General features: G+C 43.8%; 9 protein-coding genes and 1 pseudogene. 5 read left to right on the top strand and 5 right to left on the bottom strand.

The features are described from left to right. Positions 1–74 precede the first annotated feature (74 nt). The 5 genes and pseudogenes from coaE to nadC form a co-directional block, all read right to left on the bottom strand. Positions 75–689: a dephospho-CoA kinase gene (gene coaE, locus J5O05_RS06520; RefSeq protein ID WP_208844099.1), complete on the bottom strand. Its 615-nt coding sequence runs from the start codon at positions 687–689 to the stop codon at positions 75–77. Beyond that, the gene (locus tag J5O05_RS06515; RefSeq protein WP_208844098.1) at positions 686–1,585 is read right to left on the bottom strand and encodes a prepilin peptidase; all 900 of its coding nucleotides are present in this window, start codon (positions 1,583–1,585) and stop codon (positions 686–688) included. The genes coaE and J5O05_RS06515 overlap by 4 nt, the downstream gene beginning before the upstream one ends. Positions 1,586–1,606: 21 nt before the next feature. Then, the gene (locus J5O05_RS06510) at positions 1,607–2,836 is read right to left on the bottom strand and encodes a type II secretion system F family protein (RefSeq protein WP_208844097.1); all 1,230 of its coding nucleotides are present in this window, start codon (positions 2,834–2,836) and stop codon (positions 1,607–1,609) included. 50 nt (positions 2,837–2,886) lie between these two features. Beyond that, positions 2,887–3,321 (bottom strand): pilin, encoded by a 435-nt coding sequence (locus J5O05_RS06505; protein ID WP_208844096.1) that lies wholly within the window; start codon positions 3,319–3,321, stop codon positions 2,887–2,889. A gap of 625 nt (positions 3,322–3,946) precedes the next feature. Next, positions 3,947–4,805, bottom strand: a pseudogene (gene nadC / locus J5O05_RS06500) (carboxylating nicotinate-nucleotide diphosphorylase). Between the two features lie 246 nt (positions 4,806–5,051). Here nadC and ampD point away from each other — a divergent pair. From ampD to aceF, 5 genes are all read left to right on the top strand, one after another. Next, positions 5,052–5,600, top strand: a complete 549-nt coding sequence (ampD, locus tag J5O05_RS06495) for a 1,6-anhydro-N-acetylmuramyl-L-alanine amidase AmpD (protein WP_208844095.1) — start codon at positions 5,052–5,054, stop codon at positions 5,598–5,600. A gap of 27 nt (positions 5,601–5,627) precedes the next feature. Then, positions 5,628–6,479 carry a beta-lactamase regulator AmpE gene (ampE, locus tag J5O05_RS06490; RefSeq protein WP_208844094.1) on the top strand — a complete coding sequence of 284 codons (852 nt, stop codon included), beginning with the start codon at positions 5,628–5,630 and terminating at the stop codon, positions 6,477–6,479. 495 nt (positions 6,480–6,974) lie between these two features. Continuing rightward, a complete protein-coding gene (gene pdhR / locus J5O05_RS06485) occupies positions 6,975–7,724 on the top strand; it encodes a pyruvate dehydrogenase complex transcriptional repressor PdhR (protein WP_208844093.1) in 750 nt (249 codons plus the stop codon). A gap of 57 nt (positions 7,725–7,781) precedes the next feature. Then, positions 7,782–10,448, top strand: a complete 2,667-nt coding sequence (aceE, locus tag J5O05_RS06480; RefSeq protein ID WP_208844092.1) for a pyruvate dehydrogenase (acetyl-transferring), homodimeric type — start codon at positions 7,782–7,784, stop codon at positions 10,446–10,448. Positions 10,449–10,459: 11 nt separating this feature from the next. Beyond that, positions 10,460–12,361: a pyruvate dehydrogenase complex dihydrolipoyllysine-residue acetyltransferase gene (gene aceF / locus J5O05_RS06475; protein ID WP_208844091.1), complete on the top strand. Its 1,902-nt coding sequence runs from the start codon at positions 10,460–10,462 to the stop codon at positions 12,359–12,361. The last annotated feature ends 83 nt before the right edge of the window (positions 12,362–12,444 follow it).

Here is a 12,444-nt window from a genome sequence, read left to right as displayed (position 1 = left end):
CTGTCGGAATAATGTCTTAGTTTATCACTTTTCAAACGGTTAAAAAGCCAAAATGAGGTAAGCGTTGATTTCGCTCAATCCCCACTCACTAATTGCGCCTGCCTTAAGTAAAATTCATGTAATTCTTTGAGTTTAGTATAGGTTTGCGATAACGCATTAGAATTGTCGAGTATGTCGTCAGCAAGTGCTCGCTTTTCATTCCGACTCATTTGGGCGCTAATGATCGCCTTTACCTGTTGTTCACTCACTTGATCGCGTTCTATCGTTCTAATTAATTGAATTTCTTCAGGAACATCAACAAGTAAGGTGCGCTGACAAAACTTCTGCAGTTGATTCTCAAAAAGGAGAGGGGCGGCAAGAATGCAATAAGGCGATTGGCTTGAACTCAACGCCATTAACGTGTTTTCACGGATCAAAGGATGCAGCAAATTGTTGAGCCAGTGCTTTTCAAGTTCATTGGAAAAAATACGTTCGCGAAGTTTCGCTCGATTAAGAGTCCCATCGTGTTGCAGTATTGTTTCGCCAAAATGTAGCTTAATTTGTTCAAGAGCTGCACTACCAACGGCCACAACATCACGCGCAATAATATCTGCGTCAATGACTTCGATGCCTAAGCGCTCGAACTCCTTGGTGACCGCAGATTTACCTGCACCGATACCACCGGTTACGCCTAAAACCCACTTTTTCATAGCTGCAGCATCCCAAAATACCAACTTTGGATTTGTGGACCAAATAACATGGCAATCCAACCTGCTGCGGCAATGTAAGGGCCGAACGGAATTGGCGTTGCCGTATTCTTGCCTTGTACGGCCAGTTGAACGCTGCCAATGAAGGCTCCTACTACACTTGAGAGTAAAACAATTTGTAAAATGTACTCCCAACCCAGCAAGCCTCCAAATACCGCCATGAGTTTAAAATCACCATAGCCCATGCCTTCTTTGCCAGTAAGTAGTTTAAATAACCAGAACACGCTCCAAAGGCTCAAATAGCCAATGGCAGCGCCAATGATGGCTTGCTGAGGTTCTATCGTAATATTTAGCGTAGATGCAAGTAGTGCAGCCCAAACTAAAGGTAGAGTGATTTGGTCAGGGAGCAACATGTGATCGATGTCGATAAAAGTAAGTGCGATTAAGGCCCAACTAATAACGATATACAGCAGTGCTTTTTCGGTAGGTCCAAAATACCAAGCGACTAAGACACTCAAAGTGGCAGTCAGCGTTTCAATGAGCGGATAGCGGATACTTATCGACGTTTGGCAAAATCCGCGACGACCTTTCAAAAGCAGCCAACTCACTAAAGGAATGTTATGCCACCACTTAAGAGAAGCTTGGCATTTTGGGCAATGCGAATTAGGAAAGGCAAGGTTGAATGTTGTTCCATTGTCGTCTTCATTTGTGTCGGTTAGGTGCTCGGCTAACAGGAGTTTACATTCAGTTTGCCATTCGCGTTGCAACTGTATGGGGAGTCGATAAATAACTACATTAAGGAAACTGCCTATGCACAGTGAAACCAATCCAACGGTGGCGACGTAAAAAGCAAGATTGGTCTGTAAAAGCGTTAATGTGTTCGTAAAAAGCTCTAACATAGTACAACTTAAATTTAAGAGTTAAACAACAGAACCCAATTGGAAAATAGGTAAGTACATCGCAACAATTAAGCCGCCGACAATAACGCCTAAGACGGCCATAATGAGAGGCTCGAGTAGGCTGGATAACCCATCTACAGCGTCATCTACCTCTTGCTCGTAAATACTTGCTACTTTTGCGAGCATATTATCGAGAGAACCAGATTCTTCACCAATGGAGACCATTTGAACAACCATATCAGGGAATATCTTTGAGTTTCGCATAGCCCAGTTCATTTGGTTACCTGAACTGACTTCTGCTTTTATCTCGATGATGGCATCACGGTAAATAACGTTACCTGAAGCTCCTGCTGCGGAATCCAACGCATCAACTAAAGGCACACCTGCGGCAAAGGTAGTTGAAAGTGTTCGTGCATAACGAGCAACTGCTGCTTTTTTTAGAATATCACCAACGATAGGCAATCGAAGAATCATACGGTCATTAAAGTTACGTACGGCCTTACTTTTAATCAAGGCTTCTTTATAAGCAAAGATAAAACCGACTATTGCTAAAAGACCAAGCCACCAATATTCCTGCATAAATTCGGAAATGGCGATAACCATTAGCGTGAACGCGGGGAGTTCGGCACCAAAGCCATTAAAAATATCTTGGAATTGTGGAACAACAAACACGAGTAAGATAGAGGTAACAATCAACGCTACAACCATAACGGCGATAGGGTAGAATAGCGCTTTTTTAATTTTGGATTTTAGCGCTTCGGCTTTTTCTTTATACAGCGCGACTCTATCATAAATACGGTCAAGCGCGCCTGATTGTTCGCCTGAGTGGATTAGGTCACAGTATAAATCATCAAAGTAACGAGGATGTTGTTTCAATGCGGCGGCTAGAGGTTGGCCTGCTTTTACATCACTCGATACTTTTTCGATTAATTTGGCTAAACTTTTGTTTTTTGTCCCGGATTCAATCATATCCAGAGACTGAATGAGAGGTACGCCGGCGGTCAGCATGGTCGCAATCTGTCGTGTGACTACACATATGTCTTTCGCGGTAATTTTCTCTGCGGTGCCAAGACTTAGAAATGGTTTTTGCTTTCGCTTGACTTTAAGCGGTGTAATCCCTTGTTTTCGCAATTGCGCTTTTAACAGCGCAATACTTTGAGCGCTCATCTCGCCCTCAAGTTTTTTTCCGCGCGCGCTAATTCCCGTCCATTGAAAAATGTCGACTGAATCGGTGGTTGTTTTTTTTTGCATATAATTCAATTAGACGTGTGTTGCGGTGGGCAAGCCACCGCAAACCTACCTTAGCAAAGGTTTGTAATTTTTGCAGTAGTACACGTACCGCCTTTAGCGAAAATGTAAGTTGAAGGATTTGTTCCTGCTGCAACTGTTGGTGGAGTTAAAGTATAAGTAAACCCACCCGCATTTGCATTAGCAGTCGCTGTAATTATACCGGTTGTTTCTGTTATTGCTACGGATGCTAAGTTAGTTGTACCAGCTGGTGCAGCAATATTTAATTCCTCAAATGTATCACAAGATGCAATCACGTTATTATTAGATTGCATACACTCGGCCATTGTAAATTTTACAGACTCAGCCGCTGTAATTACTTCAGTAAAACGGGCTTTAACGGTGTAGTTTTGGTATGCAGGAAGTGCAACTGCCGCCAAAATACCCACGATAGCCACTACGATCATTAATTCAATTAGGGTAAAACCCTGTTGCTTTTGTTGCGTCATCTTTTCTTCTCCTAAGGATAATCAACAATTGCCAGTTTAATTTGGCAATACGTCTAAAATCATACAACTCAAGGTTAACATCCGTAGTGTGAGTTGCTCTGCAACGCCATTTGCTTCCTTAATTTAGGCAGGCTTTGGCCGATTTGACAAGGTAGCCTTACCGATTCGACGTTGCTTAATTCTACTTTAATTCTAAATCATTACAGTAACAAGAAATTATCATTCTAAAAGGTGGTTTTTCTTTGTTTTGCCTAGGTTTGTTTTATTTTTGTGCAATTTGTTTACAAAAGCAGAGGCGAGAAACTACCTGAAATTAAAGAATTGTTACAACATCAAACTTTATTCGTATTTAACGTTTTTTAACCATAGTTGTCAATGAATTATGTTCCGGAGTCGATTACACCGCATTACAAGGTGCTTGAGAGTCTCAAATGCGCCAAGGGAGTGAGGTTTATGGGGTTTGCTGTGCGAATGGTTTCCAAAATATAAGTTGAAATGGAAAATATAGAAGGATAGGTAGCGGGAAAGACTTGAGATGGAATCGAAGAAGACTGATGTTATATCGCCTAAGTGTTGCAGACGAAACAACCGATGTTCGTCTGCAATTGGGTCTAGCTCAAAACGGTTAAGCAAATCGCATTGATAAATCGATGCTTTGTACGTTTTTGGTTAATGCGCCACTTGAAATAAAGTCGACACCCGACTGAGCATAAGCGCGAAGCGTGTCAATAGTCATGTTGCCCGAAACCTCGAGTTTTGCTTTGCCTTCGGTAATTCTGACGGCTTCTTGAATGTCGGCAATGGTAAAATTGTCTAGCATGATAATATCCGCGCCCGCACCGAGTGCCTCCTTAAGCTCACTCAGGTTTTCAACCTCTACTTCAACAGGTTTATCAGGGTGGTTTGATTTTGCAGTCGCGACCGCTTTTGATATTCCCCCACATGCATTGATGTGGTTTTCTTTGATCAAGAATGCATCGAAGAGCTCCAATGCGATGATTCTTGCCACCGCCACACAGTACGGCGTATTTTTGAAGTGCGCGAAGTCCTGGAATGGTTTTGCGAGTATCAAGTAATTTAGTGGTGCTTTCGCCCAATTCCGCAACGTAACGAGCCGTAGTCGTTGCCGTACCTGAAAGCGTTTGCACAAAATTAAGTGCTGTACGCTCTGCAGTCAAAATGGCGCGTGCAGATCCTGATGCCGTAAAAAGTGGCGAGTTGGCTGAAACCACATCACCATCCTCGACCAGAACGGTAACTTCAACGCTTGGATCAACTTGCTTAAAGACCTCTAACACAATCGCTTTTCCACAAAACACACAGTCTTCACGCGTGATAACCGTTGCTTTGCTAATCTGGCTTGCAGGGATGAGTTGCGCCGTAATGTCGCCCTCGGTGGCAGACAAATAATTCAAATCTTCATCCAATGCGAGTTTGACCAATTGGCTAATAAGCTCTGAGGATGGAGTTGGGTACGACGACATGTTGGCCTCTCTTATCGTATATCTGCATTGCAAATGCACATAGAAATATATGCGGGGTGTTGCGGTTAATTTTACGAGGTTTTCGTTAACAGCACAATCTAACCACAAGGTTGGCAAAGCAAATTGTGTGTTGACTTTGAGACGAACTTGAACAGGCTCTACCAGTGAAAGATGGTCAGCACACGTTTTAATTGGTATGTTACCGCCTATAAGATTTGATTTAATAAATGGCTTATTTTCAGTATCATGCCAATAATTGACCACTTTCTAGACAGTGCGGAACGCCGTCAATCATCACATTTTGATGAAAGGCCAAATACGCGCGATATTAGCCTTGTTGTTATCCACTGTATTTCATTACCAGAAGGCGAATTTGGTAAGGGTTATATCGATGACTTATTCATGGGGTGCATCGATTGTCGCGCGCATCCAAGTTTTCAGTCATTAGAAGGGGTTAGGGTATCGGCACATCTTGTTATTGATAGAGAGGGTACTACCAAGCAGTATGTACCGTTTAACAAACGTGCTTGGCATGCAGGTGTGTCAATGTTCAATGGACGCAAACAGTGTAATGATTTTAGTATTGGTATTGAACTTGAAGGTACGGATAGAGACTCGTTTACTGACCAGCAATATAGAAAACTGAGCCGCATTATCACTGAATTGCAAATAGCCTATCCAAACATTAAGCAAAACATTGTCGGGCACAGTGACATCGCGCCAGGTCGTAAAACCGACCCTGGTATTGGTTTTGATTGGGATAAATTGCATGCTGAACTTAAACGCATTGGATAAAACGAATTTACAACGGAAGAGCGTATTATGATTTTGATTTCTATTATTCTAGCTCTGATCATTGAGCGGTTAGGTGCGAGAGCGCCTTTTTGGCAAGCTGAGTTTTATGTTTCAAAATATCAGGTTCACAGTGGCAGTGTTTTGAAAGACGGTGGATTATTTTTTACACCCGTTGGGTTTATGGTGTGGTTGGTACTCCCTGCGCTCTTGATAGCGTTTATTTGGCAGCTTTCCGATTTTATTTTGTGGCAATTTGCTTTAAACATTTATGTGCTTTTAGTTGCGTTTGGTTGTGCGGATGTGCGTTCTAAGTACAAAGGTTACTTGAATGCGTTGAGTCGGGGCGATAATGAGGCGGCAACACTGTATGCGCTGCAAATTGGCCAACGTCGAACTGAAGATCAAAAAGGGGGGGAAACGTTTGGTCAAACCCTTGCTTGGGTTAATTTCCGTCATTACAGCGCGGTCATTTTTTGGTTCGTGTTGCTCGGCGCTCCAGGTGCAATCTTGTATGCAACGGTCCGTACGGTCGCTGACTGGACGTACAATGACCGAGAGCATGAATTAAGAGTTCACCGTGTCCGCTTACAAAGTGTGCTGTTTTGGTTGGATTGGTTGCCTGCGAGAGTGGCCTCATTCGGTTTTTTGATTATTGGCAACTTCTCGAAGGGGACTGGTTATTGGCTGAAATATTTACTCGATTTCAACACCTCGAATCGTAAAGTCGTCACGTTAACGGCGTTAGCCGCGGAAGAAATAGAACAACAGCATTTTGGGTGCACCTATGAAGCCACGTGTATGATGCGATTAGTTAAGCGTAATATCCTATTCTATTTAGTCCTAATCGCACTGTTAACTTTATTTGGTTTAGTTGCATAAAAGGTAAAGAGTCCCTGACGTCGTCTCAGGGGCTTTACGTTTGGTTTTAAATTCTCTCATTATTTCATATCGCTCTTCTGCACCTTCCGTTCGTTAAATCCTAATCTTCGTTTTCCTTCTTGTTTGTCGTTAATAGATTGTCGCTGTCGTAAAAAATTCATTAAACAACTGGTATGACCATTTGTATCTAACTAGGCAAAATGAGGTTTTTGATACATGTTTATCTATCGCAAACCGAGCAAAAATGCGGAAATTGTGTTTACGTGAACGTAAACTGGATGTTTTTTAGCTTTACTTTGACAGAAATGCGGCTTTTTGGTAGTGTATAGGTTAAATTTGGTATGACCAATTTACCCTTGTGGTTTTAGGCCGATCCTAGCTCGACGTTATTGCTGATTAAATTTGTGTAAAGGTCTTCGTTGTTTTATGCATTGAAGCATCAGTAATGTTTTGGGATCAAAGGGTTAAAACACACCACAATTTCGGTGCTAAAAAATGTCACTAAAAATAAAAGCTGCAAAACTATCTGATGTCATCGTAGAGCAACTCGAGAATATGATTCTTGAGGGGTCGTTGTTACCAGGAGAACGCTTACCTCCTGAACGTGAACTTGCGAAACAATTCGAGGTTTCACGGCCATCGCTACGCGAAGCAATTCAGAAATTAGAAGCCAAAGGCTTAGTGACTCGCCGTCAAGGTGGCGGAACGTTTGTTAAAAATCAACTTGAGGAAGGGTTAAGCGATCCTTTGTTCAATTTAATAAGCAAACATCCAGAATCACAGTTTGATTTATTGGAGTTTCGTCATGCCTTAGAAGGTATTGCTGCATTTTACGCGGCAATGCGAGGCACAGAAAACGATTTTAACAAAGTGAAACAAAGTTTTGAGAATATCGCAGAAGCCTCTGATGATTTAATTCAAAAGGCCAAAGCGATAAATGCTTTTCACTATACTGTTGCTGAAGCGTCACACAACGTTGTACTGCTCCATTTAGTTCGTGGCATGCAACCGTTACTTGAGCAAAATGTATTACAAAACCTTGAAGTACTCTTACAGAAATCGGAAGTCAGTGAACAGTTAGCTGAACATCGCCGTGTGCTTATGGATGCGGTGATTAACAGTAATCCGGAAGAAGCGAGATTGGCAAGTAATGCGCATTTAGCGTTTATTGAAGATGCGTTATTGCAAGCAGGTAAAGAGCGTTCACGCATTGAACGTAGCCTACGCCGGACTAAACCTATTTAACTGAAGTGTGGTTTAACCATAACAAAATTCGAATTTTAAACATAAGGAAACTTCCATATGTCTGAAGTCACCAAAGTTGACATTGACGCGTTAGAAACCAAAGAATGGTTACAAGCGCTGGAGTCGGTAGTAAAAGAAGAAGGTCTAGAGCGTGCTCAATATCTTCTTGAGCAAGTGTTAGAACAAGCTCGCCTTGAAGGCGTTGATATGCCAACAGGCATCACAACAAACTACGTAAACACGATCCCAGCAGCACAAGAACCTGCGTATCCAGGTGATGTGAATCTAGAACGTCGTATTCGTTCTATCATCCGTTGGAACGCAATCATGATCGTATTACGCGCGTCTAAAAAAGAGCTTGAGCTTGGCGGACATATGGCGTCTTACCAATCTTCTGCAGCGTTTTATGAGATGTGTTTTAACCATTTCTTCCGCGCACCAAATGCGAAAGACGGTGGCGATTTAGTCTACTATCAAGGCCATATTTCGCCGGGTATCTATGCGCGTGCGTTCGTTGAAGGCCGTTTGACAGAAGCGCAACTAGATAATTTCCGTCAAGAAGTCGATGGCAATGGTCTACCTTCTTACCCTCACCCGAAGTTAATGCCTGAGTTTTGGCAATTCCCAACGGTTTCTATGGGCTTAGGTCCAATTTCTGCAATCTACCAAGCGCGTTTCCTTAAATACCTTGATGGTCGTGGAATGAAAGACACCTCTGAGCAACGCGTGTATGCGTTCTTAGGTGATGGTGAGATGGATGAGCCAGAATCACGTGGTGCAATTTCATTTGCTGCTCGTGAAAAGCTAGACAACCTATGTTTCCTCATTAACTGTAACTTGCAGCGTTTAGATGGTCCTGTTATGGGCAACGGTAAGATCATTCAAGAATTAGAAGGTCTTTTCAAAGGTGCAGGTTGGAACGTCATTAAAGTTGTTTGGGGTTCTGGTTGGGACAAACTTCTTGCTAAAGACACAACGGGTAAATTGCTGCAGCTGATGAATGAAACAGTGGATGGCGATTACCAAACGTATAAAGCGAAAGACGGTGCGTATGTTCGCAAGCATTTCTTTGGTCGTTATCCGGAAACAGCAGCCCTAGTTGCGGATATGACTGACGATGAAATCTTCGCATTGAAACGCGGTGGTCATGAGCCTTCTAAACTTTACGCTGCATTTAAATCAGCGCAAGAAAACAAAGGTCGCCCAACAGTAATCCTGGCTAAAACGGTAAAAGGTTACGGCATGGGTGCGGCTGCGGAAGGTAAAAACATAGCGCACCAAGTAAAGAAAATGGACATGACTCACGTTGCGCATTTGCGTTCACGTCTTGGTCTTGATGACCTAGTGTCTGATGATGATTTGGTAAACCTACCTTACTTAACACTTGAGGAAGGTTCAAAAGAGCACGAATACTTGCACGCTCGTCGTAACGCGCTTCATGGTTACACTCCACAGCGTCTACCAAACTTCACAGAGTCATTGACACTGCCTGAACTCAGTGATTTTGCGCCACTGTTGGAAGAGCAAAAACGTGATATCTCTTCTACAATGGCATACGTTCGAGCATTAAATATCTTGTTGAAAGACAAGAGTATCGGCAAGAACATTGTGCCTATTATTGCCGATGAAGCACGTACATTCGGTATGGAAGGTCTATTCCGTCAAATCGGTATTTACAATCCACACGGGCAAAACTACAGCCCAGAAGACCGTGATATCGTTTCTTACTACAAAGAAGCAACGTCAGGTCAGGTACTGCAAGAAGGTATCAACGAGCTAGGTGCAATGTCTTCATGGGTAGCGGCGGCGACATCATACAGCACGAACAACCTACCAATGATCCCATTCTACATCTACTACTCGATGTTTGGTTTCCAACGTGTCGGCGATATGGCGTGGATGGCGGGCGATCAACAAGCTCGTGGCTTCTTACTTGGTGCAACGGCAGGTCGTACAACACTGAACGGCGAAGGTCTACAACACGAAGATGGGCATTCACACATTCAAGCGGGCACAGTACCAAACTGTATTTCATACGATCCAACGTATGCGTACGAAGTAGCTGTAATCCTGCAAGACGGTATTCGTCGCATGTATGGTCCTGACCAAGAAAACGTTTTCTATTACCTGACGCTGATGAACGAAAACTATCATCATCCAGCGATGCCAGAAGGTGCGGAAGAAGGTATTCGTAAAGGTATCTACAAGCTAGAAACGCTTGCTGGAGACAAAGCACAAGTGCAGTTACTTGGCTCAGGCACAATTCTGAATGAAGTCCGTAAAGCAGCACAAATCTTAAGCGAAGAGTATGGCATTGGTTCTGATGTTTTCTCGGTTACCTCGTTTAATGAGTTATCTCGTGATGGTTACGCTTGTGAGCGTTTCAACATGTTGAATCCTGAAGCCGAAGCGCAAGTGCCATATATCACGACAGTGCTTGGTTCTGCGCCTGCGATTGCTGCGACAGATTACATGAAGAGCTATGCTGATCAAGTTCGCGCATTTATGCCGAGTGAGACATATAAAGTGCTTGGCACGGATGGCTTCGGTCGTTCAGACAGCCGTGAAAACTTACGTCGTCATTTCGAAGTGAACGCAGGTTACGTGGTTGTTGCAGCGCTCGGTGAACTTGCAAAACTAGGCAAAGTTGAGAAATCGGCAGTGGTTGACGCTATCAAGAAATTTGATATCGACACAACGAAAACTAACCCTCTGTACGCTTAATAGGAGAGATCATGGCTATTGAAATTCATGTTCCAGATATTGGTGCTGATGAAGTAGAAGTTACCGAGATCTTGGTACAAGTGGGTGATTCAGTAGAAGTGGATCAATCACTTATCACTGTTGAAGGTGATAAAGCTTCAATGGAAGTACCTGCTTCACAAGCCGGTGTTGTAAAAGAGATCAAAATCGCTGTTGGTGACAAAGTTGCGACAGGTACATTGATCATGGTGTTTGACACGGATGCACAAGCGGCACCTGTGTCTGCTCCTTCAGTAGAAGCAGAAGCGGCTCCCGCTCCAGTTGTTTCAGCAGCAAGTGAACTGAAAGACGTATTCGTGCCTGATATCGGTGGCGATGAAGTTGAAGTGACAGAAGTTTTGGTTTCAATCGGTGACGTGGTGACGGAAGAACAGTCATTAATCACGGTTGAAGGCGATAAAGCGTCAATGGAAGTACCTGCTCCATTTGCTGGTACGGTTGTCGATATCAAAGTGGCAGCGGGCGCGAAAGTGTCTACTGGCAGCTTAGTGTTTGTGTTTGAAGTTGCAGGCTCTGCGCCAGCGGCCTCAGCAGCACCTGCGTCAACTCCAGCTCCAGTAGCGGCGCCAGCGGTTGCTGTATCTGCTGCAAAAGACGTATTTGTACCAGATATCGGTGGCGACCAAGTTGAAGTCACTGAAATTATGGTTGCAGTCGGTGATGTCGTTGCTGAAGAACAATCGTTACTGACAGTTGAAGGCGATAAAGCGTCAATGGAAGTACCTGCACCTTTCGCTGGTACAGTTAAAGAAATCAAAGTGGCAGCTGGCGATAAAGTTGGCACGGGTTCATTGATTTTCGTTTTCGAAACGCAATCCGCGGCACCAGTTGCAGCGCCAGTTCAAGCAGCTGCGCCTTCCACGGCTGCTCCAGCTAAAGCAGCACAAGTTGCAGCAGCATCGGCGCCAGCCGCGAAAGAAGAGTTTGAAGTGAACTCGGACTACGCACATGCGTCACCAGTTGTTCGTCGTCTTGCCCGTGAGTTTGGTGTAAACCTTGCGCGCGTAAAAGGCTCCGGCCGCAAAGGTCGTGTCGTTAAAGAAGACGTGCAAAACTACGTGAAAGAGCTTGTGAAAAAAGTCGAGTCAGGGCAAATCAGCACAGCATCTGCTGGTGGTGATAACTCAGGCTTGAACTTGATCCCATGGCCAAAAGTGGATTTCAGCAAGTTTGGTGAAGTGGAAGAGAAAAAACTTTCACGTATCCAAAAATTGTCTGGTGCAAACTTACACCGTAACTGGGTTCACATTCCACACGTAACGCAATTTGACGAAGCGGACATCACGGCACTTGAAGATTTCCGTAAAGAGCAAAACGTGCTTGCTGAGAAGAAAAAACTTGGCGTTAAAATCACTCCACTTGTGTTTGTGATGAAAGCTGCAGCGAAAGCACTTGAGGAATTTCCAACGTTTAACTCATCACTTTCAGCAGACGGTGAGAGCTTGATCCTGAAGAAATACGTTCACATTGGTATTGCGGTCGACACACCAAATGGTTTAGTTGTACCGGTCGTTCGTGATGTGAACAAGAAGGGGATCATGGAGCTTTCAAGCGAGCTGATGGAAATTTCTAAGAAAGCGCGCGAAGGTAAACTCACTGCATCAGATATGCAGGGTGGTTGTTTTACCATTTCAAGCCTAGGTGGTATCGGTGGCACGGCATTTACGCCAATCGTCAATGCACCAGAAGTGGCAATCTTAGGCGTATCTAAATCGGACATCAAACCGAAGTGGAATGGTAAAGAGTTTGAACCTCGTTTAATGGTGCCATTAAGCTGTTCATACGACCATCGTGTCATTGACGGTGCGCTTGCTGCTCGCTTCACTGCGACCTTAGCAAGTTACCTCAGCGACATCCGCCAACTGGTGATGTAATTTATTGTCCCGCCTAATATTTAGGCGGGACTTTAGTATGTGCCAGTGTTACACTTGCGCACACAAAATGATAAACAAGCTTG

The organism is Pseudoalteromonas xiamenensis, assembly GCF_017638925.1.
In the GTDB taxonomy this organism is placed as follows: Bacteria; Pseudomonadota; Gammaproteobacteria; order Enterobacterales; family Alteromonadaceae; genus Pseudoalteromonas; species Pseudoalteromonas xiamenensis.
Note: the sequence above shows the minus strand (reverse complement) of the source record. Positions and strands in the feature narration are given on the sequence as shown.

Bases quoted from the DNA above. Each gene is read 5' to 3' on its own strand.
- J5O05_RS06515 (WP_208844098.1), bottom strand. From the start codon at position 1,585: ATGTTAGAGCTTTTTACGAACACATTAACGCTTTTACAGACCAATCTT.
- pdhR (WP_208844093.1), top strand. From the start codon at position 6,975: ATGTCACTAAAAATAAAAGCTGCAAAACTATCTGATGTCATCGTAGAG.
- ampD (WP_208844095.1), top strand. From the start codon at position 5,052: ATGCCAATAATTGACCACTTTCTAGACAGTGCGGAACGCCGTCAATCA.
- aceE (WP_208844092.1), top strand. From the start codon at position 7,782: ATGTCTGAAGTCACCAAAGTTGACATTGACGCGTTAGAAACCAAAGAA.
- aceF (WP_208844091.1), top strand. From the start codon at position 10,460: ATGGCTATTGAAATTCATGTTCCAGATATTGGTGCTGATGAAGTAGAA.
- ampE (WP_208844094.1), top strand. From the start codon at position 5,628: ATGATTTTGATTTCTATTATTCTAGCTCTGATCATTGAGCGGTTAGGT.
- J5O05_RS06505 (WP_208844096.1), bottom strand. From the start codon at position 3,321: ATGACGCAACAAAAGCAACAGGGTTTTACCCTAATTGAATTAATGATC.
- J5O05_RS06510 (WP_208844097.1), bottom strand. From the start codon at position 2,836: ATGCAAAAAAAAACAACCACCGATTCAGTCGACATTTTTCAATGGACG.
- coaE (WP_208844099.1), bottom strand. From the start codon at position 689: ATGAAAAAGTGGGTTTTAGGCGTAACCGGTGGTATCGGTGCAGGTAAA.